The 22751-nt window shown below is 63.9% G+C and carries 22 protein-coding genes; 11 read left to right on the forward strand and 11 right to left on the reverse strand.

Going from position 1 to position 22751, the window contains the following annotated elements; translation table 11 throughout:
• The first annotated feature begins 103 nt into the window (after nucleotides 1–103).
• Nucleotides 104–223 carry a ribbon-helix-helix domain-containing protein gene (locus AC0IY0_RS27640; RefSeq protein ID WP_471766279.1) on the forward strand — a complete coding sequence of 40 codons (120 nt, stop codon included), beginning with the start codon at nucleotides 104–106 and terminating at the stop codon, nucleotides 221–223.
• Nucleotides 224–249: 26 nt separating this feature from the next.
• On the opposite strand, the gene AC0IY0_RS27645 is transcribed toward AC0IY0_RS27640, so the two are convergent.
• Nucleotides 250–888: a PAS domain-containing protein gene (locus AC0IY0_RS27645; protein ID WP_471766280.1), complete on the reverse strand. Its 639-nt coding sequence runs from the start codon at nucleotides 886–888 to the stop codon at nucleotides 250–252.
• A 185-nt stretch (nucleotides 889–1073) separates the two neighbouring features.
• Here AC0IY0_RS27645 and AC0IY0_RS27650 point away from each other — a divergent pair, with 185 nt between their 5' ends.
• Nucleotides 1074–1340 carry a hypothetical protein gene (locus tag AC0IY0_RS27650; RefSeq protein ID WP_471766281.1) on the forward strand — a complete coding sequence of 89 codons (267 nt, stop codon included), beginning with the start codon at nucleotides 1074–1076 and terminating at the stop codon, nucleotides 1338–1340.
• Between the two features lie 302 nt (nucleotides 1341–1642).
• Here AC0IY0_RS27650 and AC0IY0_RS27655 read toward each other — a convergent pair whose 3' ends face one another.
• The gene (locus tag AC0IY0_RS27655; RefSeq protein ID WP_471766282.1) at nucleotides 1643–3022 is read right to left on the reverse strand and encodes a sensor histidine kinase; all 1380 of its coding nucleotides are present in this window, start codon (nucleotides 3020–3022) and stop codon (nucleotides 1643–1645) included.
• Complete coding sequence (locus AC0IY0_RS27660; RefSeq protein WP_471766283.1) at nucleotides 3015–3692, reverse strand: response regulator transcription factor; 678 nt, start codon at nucleotides 3690–3692, stop codon at nucleotides 3015–3017. The genes AC0IY0_RS27655 and AC0IY0_RS27660 overlap by 8 nt, the downstream gene beginning before the upstream one ends.
• Nucleotides 3693–4044: 352 nt before the next feature.
• Here AC0IY0_RS27660 and AC0IY0_RS27665 point away from each other — a divergent pair, with 352 nt between their 5' ends.
• The 4 genes from AC0IY0_RS27665 (at nucleotide 4045) to AC0IY0_RS27680 (ending at nucleotide 9754) form a co-directional block, all read left to right on the forward strand.
• Complete coding sequence (locus AC0IY0_RS27665) at nucleotides 4045–5244, forward strand: efflux RND transporter periplasmic adaptor subunit (protein ID WP_471766284.1); 1200 nt, start codon at nucleotides 4045–4047, stop codon at nucleotides 5242–5244.
• Between the two features lie 7 nt (nucleotides 5245–5251).
• Complete coding sequence (locus AC0IY0_RS27670; RefSeq protein WP_471766285.1) at nucleotides 5252–8389, forward strand: efflux RND transporter permease subunit; 3138 nt, start codon at nucleotides 5252–5254, stop codon at nucleotides 8387–8389.
• A 115-nt stretch (nucleotides 8390–8504) separates the two neighbouring features.
• Nucleotides 8505–8720: a hypothetical protein gene (locus AC0IY0_RS27675; protein ID WP_471766286.1), complete on the forward strand. Its 216-nt coding sequence runs from the start codon at nucleotides 8505–8507 to the stop codon at nucleotides 8718–8720.
• 425 nt (nucleotides 8721–9145) lie between these two features.
• On the forward strand, nucleotides 9146–9754 hold the full coding sequence (locus tag AC0IY0_RS27680; RefSeq protein WP_471766287.1) for a PAS domain-containing protein: 609 nt from the start codon (nucleotides 9146–9148) through the stop codon (nucleotides 9752–9754).
• 281 nt (nucleotides 9755–10035) lie between these two features.
• On the opposite strand, the gene AC0IY0_RS27685 is transcribed toward AC0IY0_RS27680, so the two are convergent.
• Complete coding sequence (locus AC0IY0_RS27685) at nucleotides 10036–11937, reverse strand: adenylate/guanylate cyclase domain-containing protein (RefSeq protein ID WP_471766288.1); 1902 nt, start codon at nucleotides 11935–11937, stop codon at nucleotides 10036–10038.
• A gap of 408 nt (nucleotides 11938–12345) precedes the next feature.
• Between AC0IY0_RS27685 and AC0IY0_RS27690 the strand changes: the two genes are divergently transcribed.
• Nucleotides 12346–12993, forward strand: a complete 648-nt coding sequence (locus AC0IY0_RS27690; protein WP_419830068.1) for a DUF2157 domain-containing protein — start codon at nucleotides 12346–12348, stop codon at nucleotides 12991–12993.
• A 25-nt stretch (nucleotides 12994–13018) separates the two neighbouring features.
• Complete coding sequence (locus AC0IY0_RS27695; protein ID WP_471766293.1) at nucleotides 13019–13489, forward strand: GDYXXLXY domain-containing protein; 471 nt, start codon at nucleotides 13019–13021, stop codon at nucleotides 13487–13489.
• Between the two features lie 290 nt (nucleotides 13490–13779).
• Here the strand turns inward: AC0IY0_RS27695 and AC0IY0_RS27700 are convergent, their stop codons facing one another.
• Both AC0IY0_RS27700 and AC0IY0_RS27705 read right to left on the reverse strand, forming a co-directional pair.
• Nucleotides 13780–14301: a DUF1993 domain-containing protein gene (locus tag AC0IY0_RS27700; protein ID WP_419830067.1), complete on the reverse strand. Its 522-nt coding sequence runs from the start codon at nucleotides 14299–14301 to the stop codon at nucleotides 13780–13782.
• A 210-nt stretch (nucleotides 14302–14511) separates the two neighbouring features.
• Nucleotides 14512–14961, reverse strand: coding sequence for a winged helix-turn-helix transcriptional regulator (locus AC0IY0_RS27705; RefSeq protein WP_419830066.1), 450 nt, complete (start codon nucleotides 14959–14961; stop codon nucleotides 14512–14514).
• Nucleotides 14962–15063: 102 nt separating this feature from the next.
• On the opposite strand from AC0IY0_RS27705, the gene AC0IY0_RS27710 reads away from it, so the two are divergent.
• Nucleotides 15064–15834, forward strand: coding sequence for an SDR family oxidoreductase (locus AC0IY0_RS27710; protein ID WP_419830065.1), 771 nt, complete (start codon nucleotides 15064–15066; stop codon nucleotides 15832–15834).
• A gap of 61 nt (nucleotides 15835–15895) precedes the next feature.
• Nucleotides 15896–16108 carry a tautomerase family protein gene (locus AC0IY0_RS27715; RefSeq protein ID WP_419830064.1) on the forward strand — a complete coding sequence of 71 codons (213 nt, stop codon included), beginning with the start codon at nucleotides 15896–15898 and terminating at the stop codon, nucleotides 16106–16108.
• Between the two features lie 267 nt (nucleotides 16109–16375).
• Here the strand turns inward: AC0IY0_RS27715 and AC0IY0_RS27720 are convergent, their stop codons facing one another.
• The 3 genes from AC0IY0_RS27720 to AC0IY0_RS27730 all read right to left on the reverse strand — a co-directional run bounded on the left by AC0IY0_RS27720 (nucleotide 16376) and on the right by AC0IY0_RS27730 (nucleotide 19073).
• On the reverse strand, nucleotides 16376–16756 hold the full coding sequence (locus AC0IY0_RS27720; RefSeq protein ID WP_419830063.1) for a nuclear transport factor 2 family protein: 381 nt from the start codon (nucleotides 16754–16756) through the stop codon (nucleotides 16376–16378).
• 418 nt (nucleotides 16757–17174) lie between these two features.
• A complete protein-coding gene (locus AC0IY0_RS27725) occupies nucleotides 17175–18242 on the reverse strand; it encodes a threonine aldolase family protein (protein WP_471766289.1) in 1068 nt (355 codons plus the stop codon).
• A gap of 15 nt (nucleotides 18243–18257) precedes the next feature.
• Entirely contained in the window at nucleotides 18258–19073 is an 816-nt protein-coding gene (locus tag AC0IY0_RS27730) for an amino acid ABC transporter substrate-binding protein (RefSeq protein ID WP_471766290.1), read from the reverse strand.
• Between the two features lie 237 nt (nucleotides 19074–19310).
• Here AC0IY0_RS27730 and AC0IY0_RS27735 point away from each other — a divergent pair, with 237 nt between their 5' ends.
• Nucleotides 19311–20237, forward strand: coding sequence for a LysR substrate-binding domain-containing protein (locus AC0IY0_RS27735; RefSeq protein WP_471766291.1), 927 nt, complete (start codon nucleotides 19311–19313; stop codon nucleotides 20235–20237).
• Between the two features lie 194 nt (nucleotides 20238–20431).
• Here the strand turns inward: AC0IY0_RS27735 and AC0IY0_RS27740 are convergent, their stop codons facing one another.
• Together AC0IY0_RS27740 and AC0IY0_RS27745 are read right to left on the reverse strand one after the other, a co-directional pair.
• Nucleotides 20432–21484 carry an alpha/beta hydrolase gene (locus AC0IY0_RS27740; protein ID WP_147939793.1) on the reverse strand — a complete coding sequence of 351 codons (1053 nt, stop codon included), beginning with the start codon at nucleotides 21482–21484 and terminating at the stop codon, nucleotides 20432–20434.
• A gap of 19 nt (nucleotides 21485–21503) precedes the next feature.
• Entirely contained in the window at nucleotides 21504–22619 is a 1116-nt protein-coding gene (locus tag AC0IY0_RS27745) for an alpha/beta fold hydrolase (protein ID WP_471766292.1), read from the reverse strand.
• Nucleotides 22620–22751: the final 132 nt, after the last annotated feature.

A 22751-nucleotide genomic window follows, 5' to 3' on the forward strand; every position in this document is an offset into this window, starting at 1 on the left:
TGCGGTCACGCCCGACGAGTGCGCCAACTTCTTCGCTGCCGCAGGATACGAACCAGATTAAACCGAAAATGCTCTAGGCGTCACGATCCCGGCGCAGTCGCGCGTGCGGCAACAGCTTGCGATCATGGCGATCAAGCAGGACCGGGCACAGGCGGCCCTTCTGGCCGACGCCCTCAATCTGCTGTTTGAGCGGCACGGGGAAGCGCCGATTGCCAAGGCGTAGCCGAACCAGCTCGGGTGCAACTGGTTTCACTGGAAGATGGGTGTGCTGCCTGCTGATCCGTGTTGATCGGTAGCCCGCGCGATGGCCCGGCCTAAGGTGAACAGCAGCACATCGGTAGCGGCCCGAACCTCGGACGGCGTGTTGTCATCGAACGTCCGCTTCATGGCGATGGCTAGGTCGGCAGCTCGATCGAGAGGACCTTCCAACGTCGCCGGGCCGCTGAGGACGTAGCGCTCGCCACCCTCACGCATCTCGGTGATGTCGATCAAAATGCCCCGCGCGTGCATAGGACGCCCAACATCATCCCGAGACGTGCGTCCGCGGCTCAGCAGCCAATGCACGGTGCCATCCTCGGTGATCACACGGAACTCAGCCAGCATCAAACCACCTGCTGGAACGGCTGCCATAACCTGCTCCGCCAACCACTTGTGGTCAGCCGGGTGCACGGTCGCAATGGCGTCCAGCCCAACGACCTCTTGTTCGGCCAGCGACGCATCACCTGTCAGAAGTCGAGCTGCACCGGCATCGTAGACCATCGTCCCGCGGACGATGTCCCAATGCCAGGTCCCTACCACACAGGAGGCGTCGAGGGCCGCGCGTAGCCGGTCGAGCGGCTCGCTAAAGCCATCGATCGCGCTGATCGACGACCTTGACTTCGATCCCATCGACCAGCCCTCCTATTAATCCATGATAGTTTTATATCATTGCTGATACCACCTGATCACCTGCAGCGGGTGACAAAATTTCGAACTAGGGTTGCAACAGGGGCTGAGCTGTATTGAGATCTGGATGCCGTCGCTCACCGCCATTCTTATCGGAGGAACATTTTGCTCGAGCCTAGGAGCCGTTCATGAGTGACGACCCCTTGATTGCCGGGCAGAGTATACAGCCAGCCAAATCGCTCAACCGCCTCGCCGAAGCACTCGGTGTCCCAGTGTCGAACTTCTACGAGCAAGAAGGGGACACATCATCGGCGGGCGACTGTGCCGAACCACGCGACGCTGCCATCCTCGCATTCATCGACGTCTATCTTGCGACGATCAACGTCGAGCGGCGAAGGACCTTCCTTGCTGCGGTGCAGGCTATGGTCGATGCACCTCAAACGAACGAGACTTAGTGCAGTAATCCGCGCCGGCAGCCGAAAGGAACAAGCTTGTCTCAACAGGCTGAACCGCCTCAAAAGCGGTACCTTAGAAATGTCTTGAGGTGTACCGGACCGCTTGCCACCTCGATCAGAATTTGCTGAGCGGCCGACATGTGTCCGCTTTTGAGAAGCCGTGGCGGCCATCCCAGCGGCTGGCATGGGTCGGTAGGAGATCGTTTGCTCCAGGGCGTAGGATGGGGTTCGGCTCCCCACCCTTTGGAGACCTTCAGCGGTAAAGCCCGGGAGCGGTACTGAAAATCCGCAACTGCCCCGCATTACCGTATTATCGGACGGGGTCCCGCCGTAGGGCACGCCATCTCGAAGCGACATCCACCGAGGGGACCGTCGCCGACGGAGAGGTTAAATCCGTGCAGCTTGGCAATGGCTGCCACGAGGCCGAGGCCGAGCCCGTTTCCCTGCGTCTGTCGGGCACGTTCCGTACGATAGAATCGCTTGAAGACGTGGTCGCGTTCGCCTGCGGCGATGCCCGGTCCCGTGTCCTCCACGGACACCACGGCGACGCCGTCGCGCCAGGCGAGACCGATCCGAACGCGGCCCCCGGTCGGCGTGAACTTGATCGCATTGTCGAGGAGGTTCGAGACCGCCTCGAAGATGAGGCTGCGGTCGCACCGAACCACGGACGGTCCCTCCTCGATGCCGATGCCGAGGGCGATGCCCTTCTCGTCGGCCAGGGGGTCGAACAACTCCGCGGCCTCGCTCACCACGAGCCGTAGGTCGACTGGGCCGAAGGCGGCGCAGCGCCGGCCGTGCTCGATCTCGCCGATTCGCAGGACCGCCGTCACCATCTCCAATGTCTGGTCGATCCAGATGAGCCCTTGGTCCACCGCCTGGCGCAGTTCCTCGATGTCGCGGGCTTGATCGCGGCCTCGCTCCAGACGCAGCCTCAAGCGCGTGAGCGGCGTTCGAAGATCGTGGGCGACGGCGTCACCCACCCCGCGCACCTCCTCCACAAGGCGCTCGATCTCGTCGAGCATGCCGTTGACGTCCCGTGCCAGGCGGTCGAACTCGTCTCCGGCCTCGCCAACCGGTAGGCGCTGGCGCAAGTCGCCCCGCATCACCTGCGCGACCGCCGCCTCCGTCGATGCCAAGCGTCGCCGGGCGCGTCCGGCGAGCAGGAGGCCGCCGAGGATGGAGAAGGTCAGGGTCGGGACGAGGGCGAGGCCGAGCGCCCGGATCACCGTGGCCTTGGCGCGGTCGATCTCGTCGGTGTCGTGGGCCACGACAACCACGCTGCCGTCGTCTAGGGCGAGGGCGGCAGACCAGAGCTCCTCGTGCAGGCGCCGGCCCGCGATGGCCACCTGCGTGCCGATCCGGTGGACCTCGCCGTCGAGGGGCAGCTCCGGTGGGCGGACATCGAGATTGCCGGCAAGCTTGCGGCCATCCGTCCCGAACAGACCGGCGAAGTGGACGCTGTGCAGGTCCTCGCTGACCCACGTCTCGATGCGAGCGGCTGCCTTGGCCGAATCCCCGGCGGCGTACCGGGCCTCGTGGCGCAGGACCTCGGCGAGCTCGTCCTGCATGAACGCTGCAGTCTGCCAGTACACGAAGGCGAAGAGCAGCAGCGAGAGGAGCGTCGACCACAGGGCGATGCCCAGGGCCCACCGGAACGCGAAGGAGCGGACGAGCCTAGACATCGGGGGTCAGGGTGAAGCCCTCTCCCCGGACGTTGTGGATCAGCATCGGCTCGCCTTCGGCCTCAAGCTTCTTCCGCAGGCGTCCGACATGGACGTCGATGACGTTGGATTTGGGAGCGAACCGGTAGTTCCAGACTTCCTCGAACATCATCGCCCGGGTCACGACCTGACCGGGTCTCCGCATGAGGTATTCAAGCAGCTTGAGCTCGCGCGGCAGTAGGTCGAGGTCGCGCAGGCCCCTGCGACCGGTGCCTGCAATGAGGTCGAGCTCCAAGGTCCCGACCCTGAGGACTGTCGCGCGGGAGTCCGTCGGCCGCCGCAGCAAGGCCTCGATCCGGGCCGCGAGCTCGCCAAGGACGAAGGGCTTACCGAGGTAGTCGTCCCCCCCGGCGCGCAGGCCGCAGATGCGCTCGTCGACGTCGCCGAGCGCGCTCAGAACCAGCGCGGGCGTCCGGTCGCCGGCGGCGCGCAGGTCACGCAACAGGGTGAGCCCGTCCAGCCCGGGAAGCATCCGGTCGAGGACGATGGCGTCCCAGGAGCCCGAACGGGCCTCATCAGCGCCTTCCGGCCCGGTGGCGACCCACGCGACCTCGTGGCCCCGCCCGCGCAGGTCGGCGAGGATCTCCTCGGCCGTCGCGGCGTCGTCCTCGATTAGCAACAGTTTTGCCAACCCGGTTCGCTCCCGGGCTCACGCCCCTGTCCCGCTGCTGATGTGGTTCGGAACCGGCCCCGGGACCACGAGTGTGAACGCGAATTTAATGGCGGGTTTGGTCGCCCGCTCTATATCTTAGAACAACTCTAATCTGATCTGGATCGATATCTTGCTGAGGGAGGCGGAGATAGACATGCCCGGGACCGGCGATGCCGAGATCGTCGACCGTGGCGGGGTACGCGCGTCGGTGAATGCCGAAGGATCGGGCGCGACGGGAGCACCCATTGGCTCCGAGGCACCCGGTCCCGTATCCACGAGGATCGGGTTCCGTACTGGGTGGCCCTTGGTCATTTGTCTGGCCGCGCTTGGGTTGGCCGGCTGTTGGTATCGCGACGCCGTCCGGCCTTATGTCGAACCGCTTCTCCAGACGGTCGGCCTAGCGCCTTCGGCACCCGAGGCCGCGACGACCCCTGCCGCCTCCGAGCAGCCGACAGAGGACAACGTCGTCCGGCTCGATGCCGACGGCCAGGGCCGCCTCGGACTGGCCTTTGGGCAATCCGAGACCCGCCGGATCATCCTGCCCATCCGAACCCCCGGCATGGTCGCCTTCGACGAGCGTCGGGTCACCCGCCTGAAGCCCCGTACCTCGGGTCGGGTTCTCAGCCTCTCGGTGCAGCCCGGCGACCAGGTGAAGGCCGGCCAGACGCTGGCCACCCTCGATGCCTCCGGCGTCCTCGACGCCAGGAACGGCCTCGCCGCAGCACAGGCCACCTTGGGAGAGGCCCAAGCCACCGAGAAGGTCGCCGAGATCAATCTCAAGCGCGGCAGCGACCTTGTCCGGATCGGCGGCGTCGCCCAAGCCGAGGTCGACCGTCGGCAGGTCGAGCTCGCCAAGGCGCATGCCGCGACCCTGTCCGCCAAATCGCAGGTCGACCTCTACCGGGCGCAGTACGAGCGCCTCGCCCCGGCCCCCGGAGAGGCTCCGGGCACCAGCGCCATCGTCTCGCCGATCAACGGTGTGGTGACGATGGCGGGGATCACCCTGGGCGAGGTGGTCGACACCAATCGCGACGCCTTCACGGTGGCGGACCCGTCGCAGATCCAGGTTCTCGCCAATCTCTATGGTCACGACATCTCGACCGTGAAGGAAGGCGACCGGGCGACCATCGAAGCCCCGGTGACGACGCATCCCCGTTTCGAGGGCCGAGTCCGGTCGGTCAACGCCGCCATCGACCCGACGACCAACACCGCCCCGGCCCGCATCGAGATCGCCAACCCGGACGGGACGTTGCGCGCCAACATGTTCGTCTCCGTCGAGATAGCCGCCGACCTCGGGCGCGAGGGCGTCACGGTGTCGGCCGGTGCGATCCAACAGACGGAGGGCGGCCCCATCGCCTTCGTGCGCACCGGCATCGACCGCTTCGAGAAACGGGATCTCACCGTCGGTGTGCAGCGTGCCGACTGGGTCGAGGTGAAATCCGGAATTCAGCTTGGAGAGACGGTGGCGACGCAGGGAAGCTTCGGCCTGAAGGCGATCATGCTGCGCGCGTTGCTCGGTTCGACGGATTGAGACCGCAATGAACGCCTGGTTCGCCCTCCTCATCCGCCGCCGCTGGCTCGTCGTGATCCTGGCGCTCGCCGGCGCGGTCGCCGGCATCGTCAACCTCGAAGGCCTGTCCATCGACGCGGTGCCGGACGTGTCGCCCAAGCAGGTGATGATCCTGACCCTGTCGCCGGGCCTGGGACCGCTGGAGGTCGAGCGCCTCGTCAGCTTCCCGGTCGAGAACGTGATGGCGGGGGCGCCGGGCCTATCGGGCATCCGCTCGACCTCGCGCTACGGCGTCTCGGCCGTCTACGTCACCTTCGACGACGCCATGTCGATCACGGAGGCGCGCTCGCAGGTGTTCCAGCGCCTGCCCTTGGCAAAGACCATGATGCCGGCCGGCGTCGGCGATCCCGAGATGGGGCCGATGGCGACGGGCTTAGGCGAGATCTACCAGTTTGAGGTTCGCGGTCCGGGCTACTCGCCGATGGCGCTGAAGCGCATCCTGCAATGGACCATCGCGCCGAAGCTCAAGCTCACCCCTGGCATCGCCGACGTGAACGTCTACGGCGGCCAGATGCCGACCTACGAGGTCCGCATCGCCGCCGAGAGCCTGCATCGCTACGGCGTGACGATGGGGCAGGTCTACACGGCGCTCGGCGAGAACAACGCCGCCCGTGGCGGTGCCTACATTGAGCACAACGACCAGCAGGAGGTCATCCGCGGCCTCGGGCTCGCCAAGGACACGAAGGATCTCGCCAACGTCGTCGTGACGACCGGCCCCGGCGGCGTGCCGGTGACGGTCGCGACCCTGGGCGAGGTGGTGGAAGCCCCGAAGGTCCGCCTCGGCGCCGTAACGCACGATGCGATGGGTGAGACCGTCGTCGGCATCGCCATGATGCAGCAGGGCGAGAACGCCAGCGCCGTGGTCGTGGCCGTGAAGCAGACCATCGAGGCACTGCGCCTGCAGCTGCCGCCGGGCGTCGACGTCGTGCCGTACTACGACCGCAGCACCCTGGTGGCGCGCACCATTCGCACCGTCGAGCACAACCTCATGGAGGGGGCGGTGCTCGTCGTCGTCGTGCTGCTCCTGCTGCTCGGCAACCTCCGGGCCGGCCTGGTCGTGGCAGCCGCGATCCCCCTGTCGATGCTGATGGCGTTCGCCGGGATGCGGCTGTTCGGGCTGTCGGGCAACCTCATGAGCCTCGGCGCCATCGACTTCGGCCTCATCGTCGACGGCGCCGTGGTGATGATCGAGAACGTCCTGCGCGCCCGCGGCGAGCACCCGGAACGTCCGGCTGAGGAGGCCATCCGCAAGGCGACCGTGGAGGTGGCGCGCCCGATCCTGTTCGCGGTCGCCATCATCATCATGGTCTACCTGCCGGTCCTTGCTCTCGAAGGGGTCGCGGGCACGATGTTCCGGCCGATGGCGCTCACCGTGATCCTGGCGCTCGCCGGCTCGCTGGTCCTGACGATGACGCTGATGCCCGCACTCGCCGCCATCGTGCTAGCAGGCTCCGGCATCGGCGAACGCGAGACGCGGCTCGTCCATTGGGTCCGCAGCGCCTACACGCCGGTCCTTCGGCTCGCCGAGCGACGCACCGGCCTCACTGTCCTCGTGACCGTCGCCCTCTTCGGCGGGAGCTGCCTCCTCGCGATGCGTCTCGGGGGCGAGTTCCTGCCGAAGCTCTCGGAAGGCTCCATCGTCATCACGTCCGAGAAGCTGCCCGGCATCAACCTCGACGCCTCCCTCAAGGTCATGAACCTCATCGAGCGGACCCTGAGGAGCTTTCCCGAGGTGAAGCGGGTCGTGTCGCTTACTGGCAGCGCTGAGATCCCCACTGACCCGATGGGCGTCGAATCTACCGACAGCTTCATCACGCTGGCCGACCCGTCGACCTGGACGACGGCCGACACCCCGGAAGGCCTCGTCGCCGCCCTCGACAAGCGCCTGCGCGCGGAGGTGCCGGGGGTGTCCTACGCGTTCTCGCAGCCGATCCAGATGCGGATGGACGACCTGCTGGAGGGCGTGCGCGGCGACGTGGCCATTAGCCTCTACGGCGATGACCTCAAAGTGCTGAAGGACAAGGCGGACGCCATCGTGCGCGCGGTCTCCGGCGTCTCGGGAGCGGCCGACGTCAAAGCCGAGGCGCAGGCCGGAATGCCGGCGCTGTCCATCCAGGTCGACCGGACGGCGGCGGCCCGCTACGGCATCAACGTCAGCGACGTCCTCGACGTGGTGGAAAGCATCGGCGGCCGCACCGCCGGGATGATCTACGGCGACGACAACTCCATCACCGACATCGTGGTCCGGTTGAAGTCCACCGACCGCAGCGACATCGAGCGCATCCGCAACCTGCCGGTCGGGCGCAATGGCAAGGCGCTGGTACCGCTTTCGCTGGTGGCCTCAGTCGACGTGGCGACGGGACCGGCCCAGATCAGCCGGGAAAAGCTCCAGCGACGGATCTCCGTCCAGGCCAACGTCCGGGGCCGGGACGTCCAAAGCTTCGTGAGGGACTCGCAGGCCGCGGTCGAGGCGCAGGTTCCCCTACCGCCACGCTACTCCCTGCAATGGAGTGGGCAGTTCCAGAACCTTCAGGCGGCGACGAGCCGGCTCTCGGTCGTGGTGCCGGCTGCCATGGCCGCGATCCTCGTGCTCCTCGTGGTGATGTTCGGCGACATCCGGCTTGCCGGCCTGATCTTCCTGAACGTGCCCGTCGCCGCGACCGGCGGCATCGTCGCCCTGTACCTGCGCGGGCTGCCGTTCTCGATCTCGGCGGCGATCGGATTCATCGCCACCTTCGGCATCGCCATCCTCAACGGCGTCGTGCTGACGAGCTACATCCGCGACCTCGAACGCGTCGGCCTCGATGCCCGCGAGGCGGCCTTCCGGGCCGCTGAGATGCGCTTGCGGCCCGTTCTGATGACCGCGCTTGTGGCGACGCTGGGCTTCCTGCCGATGGCGCTGTCGACAAGTGCCGGCGCCGAGGTGCAGCGTCCGCTCGCAACGGTGGTGATCGGCGGCCTCGTTACCGCGACCCTGCTCACCCTCATCGTGCTTCCCGCCGTCTATCCATACCTGGCGCATATCCAGCTTCCCTGGCGCCGTGGCGGTGATGGGCCATCCAGCGCGAGATCCAAGGTCGAACAACGGGCGGGCGTCGATGGCTAGGGAACTTCGGGCCATCGGGACCAAAGTGTTCCTGGGCGTCCTGACGCTCGCCTCTCTCGCGCAACCCGCATCGGCAAAGGAATTTGACTGCTCTGGGTTTCTCAGGATGCACGGGATGCTGCGCAGGGCTTCGACGGCCTGCGCCTTCACCAGCTACAACCCCGGCATCGTGGATCGGGCACGCGCATGCTACGATGCGCTCGGTAGCCGCCGTGGCGCAGAGGCGATCCGCTCAGGTGCGGCGGAGTTCGAAGGATGGTGGGCCGTCCGCAATCGCGATGCTCTCTGCAAAACCCTAGTCGACAAGTTCCCGATGGTCGTCCAGCCGTAGTCCGGAAGCCGACGGTTCCACACCCACTCCCCTGGTGCCGCTTCCGGCCCTTCGCTGACCCTGGGAATGTCCGCTCACGGGCAACTCGGCTGACTGTCGCCTGCGACCGGGATGGGTGGATTTCAGCAGGTCCGCTTCGGGACGGCGATGCGTAGAAGCGAACATCCTCGCCGAGCCCGCTCACAACCTACACCGGCCGTTGGGAGGGGTCGCTTCAGGGACGTAGCTGACCGTGGGGGTACGGCATGAGCGGGAGCCGAACGTCAGCCTGCTGCTCTAAAAAGTACGTTTTGTGAACGACCTCGATTGCGCCTTGTACTTAAGTACAACGTCACGGTGATTGAAATCAGTAGTTGTATCGCTGTACGAAGCGGATGCGGCGTGTATGTGGTATATCGGACCTCCACGCACGCCGAAAGATTGGCATGACTTACACCTCATTAAAGTCCGTGCCCGCGTTCGTGCCGGATGCACTAAATTCATCGCAGGTCGGAACTTGGCAAATCGACTTCGACAGAAATCGCGCCGTTTGTGATGCAACAACTTCTGCGTTGTTTGGCCTTGATCCAGACGAGGCTTCCGCTGGTCTGTCGATCACGGCTTTTGCCCGCGCCATCCATCCGGAAGATCGCGCAACCTATGACGATCGAACAAAGCGAATGCGCGAGCACGGCGGCCTCTATGTCGTGGAATACCGTACCATACCGCGACCCGGAGACGTGAGGTGGATCTTGGTGCGTGGCCGCTACGAACGTGATCGTTTAACCGGCAGCGTTTTTGGCCGCGGCATAGTAATCGATATTACTGAAAGCAAAATTGATGGTTTAGTCGAGGACAAGGCGCACTTTTTAGCTCCTGACATACCTGAAATTGAAGCTCCGCTCGATCGTGCTGCGGGCTACGCGCTCAAATTAAAAGAAGCTGCCGACCAATATGCAGGGGGAGACGCGGCGGGTCTAGGTCGCGCAATCAACACGGTCCTATGGATCATTGGATGCGCGCTCGCCCGTCGCTCCAAAAATTATATGCATTGAGCTTTTAGCGCTGGCGGCCACTTCATTGCTGTTGCGATGGAAAAAGTCAGCTTCGTGGCTAATGCCCAACATCTGCCACTCAACCCAAGTCGAAGCTGCCAGATGGCAGACGAGTGACTGCTTTCGGGAAGTGCCCATGGCGACCCAGGCGACCGAGTTGGGTCGTAAGGGGATCGTCTGCTTTTGCACCAGATCGTCTCGGAAGCGGACCAGCGGCTTTCGGCCAAAAGCAGCTGCTTGCCGACTTGGACCCACCGATTCGATGGGCTCGTTGAATGCGTTCACCGCTCTGGCAAACCCGCGCGTCGGAGCCCGTCGTAGATGCGCTCGCGTTGGGCGAGGAAATTCGGATCTGTGGAGGTCAGACCTCGATAGCGGGCAAGGGTGTAGCCTGGCCGGAGCTTGAGAAACTCGGCGAGGGACGCCCGAGCTTCGGCATCCCGATCCAGCCGTGCAAAGGCACAGGCGAGATAGAGATGCGGGAAGTCGAACAGCGGGTTTACGGCCGCCGCGCGGCGTAGCGGTGCGATCGCCTCTTGATCCTGCCCGAGATGAAGCTTGGCCAGCCCTTCCCGTGCGAGCCAAGCGCCGAGCAAAGGATCTTTTGGGCTGAGGCGGATCGCAGCCGCAATGTCGCGCTCCGTCTCCTCTGCCCGACCGAGGAAAATATGGATGAGGCCGCGATAGGCGTGGGCTCGCGCAAAGCTCTGATTTAGGGTCAGAACCCGGTCGAACGCGGCGAGCGCCTCCGAGTAGCGGGATCGGGCGCGCAACGTCTCACCGCGCAGGTAATGCGCAAACGGGTGCGTGGGATCACCCTGCAGCACCGAGGCAATGGCGCGCTCGGCCACCTCGAGGTCGGCAGTCCGTTCGGTAGTCCAGCCGTTCAGCGCCCCATCGACGAGCACCTCGGCCATTCCAAGTCGTGCGTCGACATTCTCCGGATCGAGCTTGAGGGCCCGCTCGAATAAAGGGAGGGCCTGCGCATGATTCTCGCGTGCAAAAGGCCGGTTGAGCAGGGCTTGGCCGCGCATGACCAGATCCACCGCATCCACCGGCTGACCGGAGCGCGCGCGTGTCGCAGCTTCTAAGAGACGAACACCGAGCGCGCGGCCGACCTGTGTGACGAGGACATCCTGCGTGGCGCCGACAGCGGCACGCGGTCTGTCGTAGTGGTCCGCCCAGAGGGAGGCGCCAGTCTCGACGTCCGTAAGTTGCACGGCGAAACGCACTTGCTCGGCGCTGTGCCGTAAACTGCCCTGCACGACGTAGCGCACGCCGAGCTCTCGACCGATCGTGCGCGGTTCGGACTGCCGCCCCTTGTAAGATTGGGCCGTGCCGTGAGCGATCACGAAGGTGCCGGGGGCGCGGGCGAGGTCGGCGGAGAGATCCTCGGCCAGCTGCTCGGCGAGATAATCCTGGTCCGTGTCGCCACTCTGATTTGTGAGCGGCAGGACAACGAGCGACAGCCTCGGTCGCGCAGGCACGCGCGGTGCTTCCCACTGCTCGGATCCGACGAGGTGAGGCCAGGCCATAGCCAGCCCTGCGGCGGCGACCAGAACGGCGGCCGCCCCGAGGGTCGGTCGAAGGGCTGCGCGGGCGCGGCGTGCCTGGACGTTGCGCCATGGCTGTCCATCCGGTGGGGGCACGGCATACACGCGCAAGGGCCGGGCGATGTTCTTCAGGCGCTGCGGACCGAGATCGATGAAGCGGATATCCGGAAGGCCGCGCACTTGAAGATAGGCCGCCTCGGAAAGCCTCAACGCACCGGGATCGGCTGCCGTCTGCAAGCGCGCCGCGATGTTGACGCCGTCGCCGAAAAGATCGCCGGCATGCACCATAATGTCGCCGATATGGATCCCGATGCGCAGGCGAAACTGTCCTGCGTCGCCGTCGGCTTCGGCAAGCGCCCGCTGGATCGCCACGGCGCAGCACACAGCGTCCGTTACAGATGCGAACTCGGCCAACACGCTGTCCCCGGCCGTGTTGGCGATCCGTCCTCGCCGCGCCAGGATAAGGCGGTCGACGATCATCCGCATGGCCTGGAGAGCCCGCATCGCGCCGCTTTCGTCGGCGTGCATCGCTCGGGAATAGCCAGCTATGTCGGCGGCGAAGATCGCGGCAAGCCGACGTTCCGGAACCGACCATTCCGATGCGGTGGACCGCTCCGTGTTCTCGCTCATCGCGATCCGTTAGTGCTTCGACGGCCGAGGTACTGGTCGCTGCGAAGACTTTATCGAACGTGGCGGCTAAAGTCTCGTGCAGATATTTTCGACAGGCTCCGTGGCCACGTTCAATATTCGGTCTATCGACAATGGCCAATTAGACGCCTGCTTTAAAGCGCCTACCGGCGGATTGGTGCTGTCCAAGACGCCGGGTCTCAGCGTCGAGGCAAGCAGGGGCAATTCCGTCGCTCTCATTCATGAAGGCTATTGAATTGACCGTCCGTGGTCTCATCCCAGGTCAGGACGGGGTAGTTCATTCACAAATTGACAATCATCTGATGCGGTTGTGCCGAAAGATTCGGATTTCAGAGACCATGACGTAAGATTTTGGGCTGTTTGATTCGCCTCAGGATCCGAAGGTCGCACATGCCGCTGTCCTATTCCGCACGCCTGCGGCGCGACCTTCGCGACTGGCAAGAACGCGGTTTGATCCAGCCGGAGCAGGCTGAGCGTATTGCCGCCCATGCCCTCGCGCCTCGCGGTCTCCGGCATTTTCAGACCGCCCTTGCCCTGTGCATCCTCCTGCTCGTAGCGCCATCCATCATCGCGTTCGTAACGGCGAACTGGTCCACGATGTCGCCGTCCGCTCGGCTGATCGTTCTATTCCTCGCCAACGCCGCGGCCGTGTCCGCCACCTACCTCGCATCGCGGCGCGTTGCCCGCGACCAAGCCGGCTCGATACGCAGGCTCGTGGATGGGCTGGCAACCTTGTCCCTCGCCATCGCGGCGGCCACGCTGGCCCTGGTTGGGCAGACCTTCCACGTCGCCGCGGATCCCCACGGCTTCGCCGAGACTATCGCGGTTCTCGGTCTATCGACGGCGCTCGTCACACGCTCGGGGGGGGCGGCCCTCATCGCCTGCATTGCGCTCATCGCAACCGACGCGGGCCTGGGTGGGCTCGACCTTGCCCTGATGCGGGGAGAAGCCGCCTCAGGATCGGGGTCTTGGTTCTGGATGGTGGGGCCGGCGCTGTTCCTCGCAAGCCTGTCGGGCTGGCTGCCGGCGCGAATATAGCGTCCTCGCATACGAGATCGGACGCATCCAGGGGACAGGCGCAGGAACGAAGCCACCGAGCTGCGATCTCAATGCCCGCGAGAGCTGTCGGCTTGAGGCCGGGCGTACCGTTTATCTTCGGCTCTCGGTCGATGCCGAGGGCATCCACCGGGCAGCCGAGGTGCTGTTCGAGCTTCCGACAGGTGACGTTCCGTTCATCAAGGGCCACTTGAGTTCAGGCACGCTGGTGCGCCAGGGGGCTCTGCTCGGCATTCGGGCCAGGAACGGCGGTCAGCCCACCGACCCCACCACTTGCCAGCGTTCCGTCTGTCTAACGGGCGTCGTGAACTACGGCATCGAGCGATGGTACGGAGCGCAAGGTGTGCCTGCCAAGCTCGATCGCACGGCGCGTAAGGAAATTCTCGTGGAGGCGCGCGTAGCGTCAGACGGGAGTGCGGTAATCGACGGGATTATGGTGGCGGGCAAATCCTTCGCCAAGACCGCGCGCCTTTGGTGAGGATCTATCTCGGTCACCCCAACCCGCTGCCAGCACGTGCAGAGGTAACAGGCGCGCAGTCGGCTGAGAGGCAGTTCGACATTGTAGGGCTGCTGACCATCGACGATCAGGTGAGCCTTTCACTTGGATAGGCTCGACCTTGGGGCTCCCGTTCGGAGGAGGAAACAGGAGTAAATGCACCGGCAGCGGTAAGGCTCGGTCGAGGACGCAGAAACTGCCGCGGCGAAGGCGTCATGCGCACGTTCACCCGGTCGCGCGGATCGGATCTGGGGCTTTGGGAGCCGGAACGACTACTGCGCCGCGTGGATATTCGGAGGGCCAAGATGCTGGAGAAAATCCGGCTTGCCGAGGCTCACGCCAGCGCCCCGGAGGATCCCGTAGGCTGTTGTCACGTGGAAGAAGAAGTTTGGAAGCGCGAAGCCGGTCAGATAGGCCTGCCCACTGAAGCGGTATCCCATGCCATTCGGGAACTTCAGCTCCACCTCCCGCTCCGTGCTTGAGGCCAGCGCCGCCGGATCGATGCCTTCAACAAAGGCGATCGTCCTGGCACAGCGCTCCTTGAGTTCGGCGAAGGTCGTCTCGACGTCGGGCATCGAGGGCGCTTCGATCCCAGCCAGCCGTGCCACCGCATTCTTCGCACTGTCGGATGCCATTTGGTACTGGGCAGGCAGAGGCTTCATGTCGGGAGCCAGCCGCCGGACGAGCAGCTCGGCTTCTGGCTTCTCCGATGCCGCCTTGTCGAGCCAAGTGCTCATGTTGCGAAGCGCGTTGACGAAGACGGGGACGCTGACGTCGTAGATGCTGATGCTCATCTGGGCTCCCTAAGGCACCTGCTATAAAAGACGCGGTGAGAAGGCGCATACCGCAAAAGGGTGCATCGAACGAAGACGCTAGACCGCCGACGAACGGCCGCTTCGGAGAAGCGACGGGAGGGGTCCGGGCGGCTAGGTTGGGTCGGATGCAGCACCTCCGCTTCCGCGAAAGGGCAGGGTCCGCAAGCCACTTATATCGGCCCTCTGCCTTCACGGTGTCTTGATGCATGCGGACACATCGGACGGTTCACCCGCCGCCGCAAACGCCCGACGTGCGTGCTTGATCTCAGCGTGATGGGTTTCAGCCCAGATCCACACACCACAGAACGCCGCCCCCAAACTCTCGCCCAATGGCGTTAGCGTGTAATCCACGTGCGGCGGGATCACCGGATGCACGGTGCGTCGCACGAGACCATCCCGTTCCATCTGCCGGACCGTCTGCGTCAGCATCTTTTGGCTGATCCGACCCACCGCCTTGCCGAGTTGCGTGAACCGTAGGGTGCCATGCTCGTCCAGAGCCTCAAGGATCAGCATGGTCCACTTGTCGGCCACCTTGGCAATGATGTCGTTCACCAGCACCTCGATCGTCGGATCGACGTCCTTCGGGATCGGTCCCTTCCGTTGGGCCTCGATGATGGGATCCGGGGTAGCCCTACGCATCCGACGCTCTCCTTTCGGTAAGTACAAATCTTTTCGGTGCCTACTTCAGCCTGGAGAGCGTGATCGATAATTTCGTCGGCGACAACAACGAAGGTCGCCGTCATGAACATCTCAGGCAACACCATTCTCATCACCGGAGGCGGCTCCGGGATCGGGGAGGCTCTTGCGCATCGCTTTCACGATCTAGGCAACACCGTCATCATCGCCGGGCGTCGGGTGGAGGCACTGGAACAGGTCGCCAGCAGCCGCCCCGGCATCAACGCCTTGCCGCTCGATATCTCGGACGCCGCGGACATCGCTGCATTCGCGCAGCGGGTCGTAGCCGAGCACCCGGCCCTAAACGTGGTGATCAACAACGCCGGGATCATGCGCTTCGAGACGCTGGATCAGACCCGAGACCTCTCAGACGCGGAGGCGACGATAACCACCAACCTGCTCGGCCCGATCCGGATTGCGGACGCCTTGATCGAGCATCTGCTCGCGCGCCCTGACGCCGTGCTGATCAACGTGTCCTCCGGACTAGCGTTCGTTCCCCTGGCGGCGACACCGACCTACTCGGCGACGAAGGCCGCCATTCACAGCTACACGGTTTCGTTGCGCGAAGTCCTGAAGGGCAGGGTTGAGGTGATCGAACTGGTGCCTCCGGCGGTTCAGACCGATCTGACGCCCGGCCAAGCCAACCGCGAAGGCTACCTGCCGTTGGCCGACTTCATCGATGAGGTCATGGCTCTGTTCCAGCACCAGCCGACGCCGCCTGAGATCCTCGTGCAGCGCGTCGCCTTCCAGCGCAACGCCGAAGCGGAGCACCGCTTCGACGAGGCTGTGACGACCTTGAACGATGCCGTCCGCAAGGCCCGCGAGAAGCAGCGCTGAGGCCAGTGGGCCGGGACGCCTACCACGCCGCCGTTCAGTTCACCCACCGCGGAGAAGTCTGATGCCGTTCGCTAACATCAAGGTCCCGGAGGCTGCGCTTAGCCGGGCGCAGAAGGAAGAGATCGTCCACAAGGTGACCAACCTGTTCGTCGATTACTTCAGCGAAGCCGTTCGACCACACACCATGGTTTTGATCGAAGAGGTCAAGGATGGCGGCTACGCCCGATCTGATGAAGTGTTCGTCATACCGGATGCATATCGCGCGAAGGACTGATCGCAGGTGGGCCGCCGATGGAATTGGCGCCCCTTAAAAATGGTTTTGGCGCAAGTTTTGCACGAAAATCTAAATGAGTCAGTAACTACACTACTCCGGCCGTCCTTCACGGCCTGAACGATAGAATTCTTACGGCTGCTTCCGAGGATGTACGATCCCTCCTACGGCGCAATTGGGTGGATATCTGCTGGTCTGCTATCGGCCGCCGAACCCAGAAAGCGAACTCTCGCTTCTCGGCGGCTCCCACTGCCAGTCCGGGGCTCGAAGTCAAACAATCTGTTCAACCCACTGCGAACGCGACGGTCCCGGTGGGAAGGGGTCACCGAAATATTGCGTTTCCCGAACAACTTTCCCGTTGCGAAACTCCATAATGCTCACGGTGTAGGACGGCTTACCGTCATACGTGAGCACGTACTCCGTCACCCATAAATCGCCAGAGCCGACAATCCGTCTCACATCAAACCGTTTCTTATTAGGTTGCGCCGTACGAGATGCCTGGATCTTGTACCGCCCGCTGATGCGCTCGCCGGATTGAGGATATTCAAGCACTGCGTCGTCGAGATAGATCTGATGCTCTTCCTCAAAATCGTACGCGTCCGAGGCTGCCCAGTGCTGGTCGAGAGCGCGTCTAATCTCTTGATCGTTCATGGAAGACCTCCTGCGCCTATCCAGCTTAACCGGCGGTTCGAGCGGCCTGCTGTGAAAGCATGTTCATTCCACCGTTGAGACCGGAGCGCTACCCACAACTGCTTTGGAGCATCAGGCCAGCCATCACCAACGTCAATTTTGGGACGGTTGGAGCCCGTCCGCCTTTTCGGTCGAACTTCGCTGACGCGGACATGCTGCTTTCTGCAGGGCCAGTCGACTGACTAACTGAACCGGCCAGTTATAAAGCTCCTCCGTCGAAATTAGTCTTGACAAAGAAGACGCCCTGAATATCTTTTATAAAAAATATCATAACAAATTCATATGGCGAATGCGAATTTATGTTATGTGATTTTCAGAAACTAAATCTTCTATGAAGCATAATTTTATGCAGAAAATAACCAGCGGTTAATGATAAGTTTTATTTTACATAATTCAAGCATGATCCGAAAAATGCAACGGTTTTGTCAATTTCGGCTGGCCCAATGTGACGATGGGTGACGAGCCGGAGCCGGGTTTCACCCAGCGGGCGCACTCTCACACCCGCGGCCTCCAAATCGGTGACCCAAAGCTCGCTACCTCGGCCGGTGCGCGATAGATCGACTTGAACGATGTTGGTCTGCGGCACACTTGCAGAGATGCTGGGATGCAGCGCGTTCAGCCCATCGCTGAGTTGGCGGGCGCTTGCGTGGTCGTCGACTAGCCGCGCGCCCATCACCGTCACTGCTTCCAGACCAGCCGCGGCCATAATGCCGAGTTGACGCTGCGTTCCGCCGATCATTTTGCGGATCCGTCGTGCATTGGCGATCACGGCATCCGGACCGGTCAGAACCGCGCCCACCGGGGCGCTCAAGCCCTTCGACAGACATAGCGACACCGTACCGGCATGGACCGCAAGCTTTGCCGGTGCGAGCCCGAGATAGGTGGCGGCATTGAACAGTCGCGCCCCGTCCAGATGGACAAGGATACCGCGCGAGCGAGCCATCTCCGCCACGGCCGCCATGTGTGAGACGGGCGGCACCGCGCCGCCAGCCGCGTTGTGCGAGGTCTCCAGCGCTATCATCGCCGTCCGGAGCGGGCTGGCGGAAGGCCGTAAAGCGTCCTCCAACCGGTTGAGATCCATCGCCCCGCGGCAACCCGTGATTCCAAGTAGGAAGGCCCCGGTGAAGGTAGCTGCCCCACGCTCGGTGGTGACCATGTGAGCCTGTGCTTCCAGCAGGATCTGCTCGCTGCGCTGTACCTGCGCGAGGATCGCCAGGAGATTGGCCATGGTGCAGGTGGGTACGAACAAGCCGGCATCTTTGCCAAGCATCGCGGCGGTAGTCGCCTCGAGTTCGCGCACGGTCGGGTCGCCCTCAAGACCGTCATCGCCGAGCGGAGCGGTGCGCATCCGTTCGTACATCGCCTCGGTCGGCCGCGTGACGGTATCGCTGCGCAGGTCGACCGCGGTGGCGTGGGGGCTGGAGTCGACGGATATGGAAGAGGCCATGGTGTGGTGTGCCGGCTATCGGTAATTGGCTTCGTCGCCGGAATCGGTCGGCTTGACGAGTGCGCGCTTCAAGATCTCGCTCATCGGAAGTTCGAGATTGATACCCTTGGGCGGGATCGGGGACTCGAAATACTTAGTATAGAGTTTGGCTACGGTACCGTCTTCGATCAGCTTGACAACCGCTTTGTCGACCTGAGCCTTGAAGTCAGGATCGTCCTTGGGCTCGAGGATGCCATAGGGTGCGAATTCGAGGCCCTTGACGCCTATCTTGAAGTCGCCTGGGCGCTTGGCGCCCGCCACGGTCGCGTGCGCGAGCGCATCGTCGTTGACTGAGCCGGCGGCGCGACCGCTATCCAACAGCAGGAAGGTTTCCGCCGTGTCCTTGGCTGGCATGATCCGGATGTCGAGCTTGTCGCGGACATTGAGCCGGGTGACGACGCGTTGCGTCTCACCTCCGGCCTGAGCTGAGATCGCTTTTCCACGGAACGAAGCGAGGTCGTTCACGTCGACCGGCGTCTCCTTACGCGCCACGAGCACGATCTGTGCGACGAAGGTTGTCGGGGCGAACGCCACGAGCTTGTGCCGCTCCGGCAGGTTGCTCGCCGTGCCGCATTCCAAGTCGATCGTGCCGTTGTTGATGAGTGGGATCCGTGTCGCCGACATGACGGGAACGTAGCCTACGTCGAGCTTGGCTAACCCCAGCGCGGTCTTGAGCTCCGCGGCCACGTGCTCGCATATCTCCAATGAATAGCCCACCGGCTTGGCGGATCCGTCAAGGAAGGCAAACGGCGGCGACGCATCGGGAAAACCGATGTTGATACGTCCAGACATTCGAATTTTGTCCAGTCGACTTTCGCCTTCGGCCGATACTGGAACTCCAGTTCCTATCCAAACCGCGACGCTGAGCAGTGCGAAACAGGATTTCAACATCGCTTCGGTCCTCATGCTTCTGCGAAGGTAGCGAGACGGGTGCCTGTGAGCGAACCGCAGAGGCGATGGTATGGTGTTATCGTGCGGGGCGCATACGTCGTCCAATTCCAATTCGCCGGTCGTCTATTCGGATTTGATATGCGCAAGCGGCTGATGAGTTTCCGGCATGTCGAGGCGTTCCGGGCTGTCATAGCGGCCGGCTCGATGACAGCGGCGGCTCAGCGCCTGCATACCTCGCAACCACAGGTGAGCCGCCTGATCGCGCAACTCGAGGCGATAACGGGTCTTCCCTTGTTTGAGCGTGCCGGCGGCCGGCTCGCGCCGACACTCGACGGCATGCGCTTTTCCGCCGAAGTCGAGCGAGCCTTCGTCGGTTTGTCGAGCCTAGAAGCTGCGGCGGTTCGCATCCGCTCATTCGGTTCCGGGCGTCTGCGGGTCGCCGCGATGCCACGTCTGGCTGGTGGGTTGCTCGCGCGGGCTGTGGCCCGATTTAAGACCGAGCATCAGGAGGTGGCAATCGCGATCCATTCCGGCGGCGACGCGGCAGTGAGCGAGTGGATCGCCACCGGCTTTTGCGACGTGGCGCTCACGATGATCTACGGTGATGCCACCGATCCGGCGCCAAAGCACGTCTTGACGATGGATTGTGTCGCCGTGCTGCCCCCGGCCCACCCGCTCGCCGCGCTTGAACGTTTGGAGCCGGCTGATTTTCATGATGCGCCGTTTATCGCATCGCCCCTGGGAAGCACGCTGCGGACGCAGATCGACGCGGTGTTCGAAGCCGCGGGTGTCGAACCCATAGTCTCTGTCGAGGCCGGGCTGGGCGCATCAATCTGTGTGTTAGTAGCCGCCGGACTAGGTATGAGCTTGATGAACCCTTTAGCAGCCTATGAAGAGGCGAAATTTTCAGAAATAGAGATCCGGCCTTTTGTGCCCTCTTTGCCCGTACGTTTTGCTCTTCTTTTTCCGCCGGATCATGCTCGAAGTCGGCTTGTCGAAACGTTCAGCAAGCTTGCTTTCGAGATGATGCTGGAGGAATTGAGTCGGCTTCCTGGAGGCGTTTGACTTCTTTATAGCGTCTCAAATTTTCATATGATCATGTTAAAGAGGCCTTGTGTACAGCCAGCCGCATCGACCGCCGAGAGCAACTATTCCGTCATCGGCTGGATCCGGCCGGCCGCTTTGCGCCCACAACAGTCTTAGAGCTGGCTGTTACACGATCCCGTAAGCAGAAGCGGCCATCCGCCCCACGCGGGAAGCTACCGCGCCAGATGCTTGTCGAAGAAGCGCGCGATCTCTTGAAAGACCGCTCGGGACTCCGGCGCGGTGTCGTCTCGAATGTAGTGAGCATGGGATTGGCCTTCCCCAACTTGAAGGAAGGCCTCGACACCGGCCTCACGCAGCTTGCGATGCACGCGAACCGTGTTCGACAGCAGCAAGTCTCGCGTGCCGGTGGTCAGGATGGTGGGCGGGAAACCTTTGAAGTTGCCGTAGACGGGCGACAGCATCGGATCCTTGAGGTCGTGGCCGTCCGCGTAGACCTTGGCACCGTCGTCGCAGAAGCCGTCCGGCGAGACGAGCACGTTGTCGAGCATGGCGTTCGTCACGAAGCTGTCGCCGACCTTGGTGGTGTCCGACATCGGCGTGCCCGGCGCGATGGCGGCAGGTAAGGGCAGCCCCTCCTGCTTCGCCCGCAGCACCATGGCGAGGGTCAGCGCGCCGCCGGCCGAGGTGCCGAAGATCGCGGTCTTCCGCGGATCCGTCGCCCGCGTCACGGCCCTCCAGACCGTCATGGCGTCGTCGTGGGCGGCCGGATAGACGGCCTCCGGCGGCATGCGGTAGTCGACCGAGATCACCTTGAAGTGGCCGAACCCGGCCATGAACAGCGCCTCCGGCAGGCCGGCCTCGCCGGGGTTGAGCACGTAGCAGCCGCCGTGGACGTGGACGAGCACCCGGTCGCGGTTCTCCGGCGGGACGACCTCTGGGGTCACGATGAAGGCCCGCACCCCGTCGATCGTCGTGCGTTCGACCTTCACGTGCAGGCGCTCGATCATGCCAGGCACGAGCTTCTTGAGCGCCCCCGCGCTGGCCTCGGCGACGGGCTTCCAGGCCGCACCGTCCTTCGGGTGTATGTCCCAGTTCGGCCGCAGCGGCTGGCCGATGATCTTGCCCATCTGCGGGCTGACGTCGGTGGGCACCGGCACCGACTTGGCCGGCACCTGCAGCGGGGCGGCCTGCTGCTGCGCCGCAGCAGGGCCGGCGGCGAGCGCCGCCAGAGCCGCGCCGATCGCGATCACCGTCTGTCCGATCATCGTCTGACCTCTCGCTGTCTCAACGACCGCGCGGCGCGGCCGCGCCCAGAAAATCCTGGACGGTCCGGTTCATGAAATCCACGTCCGCCGCTTTGGTCGCCGTGGCCGTCGTGTGACCCTGCACGGACGGCACGGCGACGACGCTCGCCTGCGAAATATAGGCGCCGGCCTCGCGGGCCTCCTCGACTGGATTGTACAGGTCAAGGTTGCCGCCGGTGAGGATCAGCGTACGGGCCCTGATCGCGGCGAGCGCCTTCCGGACATCGCCGCCGAACCCGGGGGTCTGGCCGATGTCGTGGCGGTCGTAGGCCCAGGTCTGAGCGATCCAGTCGTTGGCGTCGAAGCCAGCTTTGAGCACCGCCTCCTCTTGTGCGCGCATCCAAGGCAAGATGTCGAGGGGCTGCGGAGCGATCCCGCGTAGGGCCTCCGGGGTCCGGGCAGCCAGCACCTGCAGGATGTCGGCACGCAGCCGCCAGCCCTGCTCGGGCTGCCTTTCGTAGGCGCCGTCCTTGAAGGCAGGATCGAGCATCAGCGCTTTGCGGGTCGCCTCGTTGACGGCGATCGACCAGGGCGCGGTGCGCGCCATCGGGGTCAACGCCACTAAGGCGTCCATGAAGCCGGGATTGCTGACGCTCCATTGCAGTGCCTGCATGCCGCCCATCGAGGCGCCCGCCACCGCAACGACGTGGGTGATCCCGAGCCGGTCCAGGAGCCGCTTCTGGCTCTCGACCATGTCGCGGATGGTGAAGTGCGGGAAGGCGGTGCCGTGCTGGCTCGTGCTGTTGCTCGGGCTCGTGGTCAGCCCGTTGCCGATCGCGTCGGTGGCGACGACGAAGTACCGGTCCGTGTCGAGGGCCTTGCCGGGACCGATGAGGAAGTCGATCCGATGATGGTTGCCGCCGATCGCGGTGGTCATCAGGATCGCGTTCGACTTGTCGGCGTTCAGCGTCCCGTGGGTAACGTAGGAGATTGCGAAGTCGCGGATCGTCTCGCCGCTCTCCAGCGGCAGGTCGCCGAGCGACTCCAGCCGGTGCGGTGGGTCGTTCGGACCATGTGCGGCGGAAGGCGACAGGCCGGCGACCAGCAGCGCCGCGGTCAGGGCCCATCTCAGCGGCCTGCGGTTTGGTATGCGCATCGGAAGTCTCGCCTTCGAACGTGTTGATGCTTGCCTCGGGTCGAACCCCGCCACCGTTCCGGAGCGCCGGGTGCGGCACCACCCGGTGTCCGCGGCGCGTCCGGCAGACTGCGATCCGGGCCCGCGCCGCAG

The sequence above is a fragment of the Methylobacterium sp. AC315 genome (assembly GCF_979253755.1).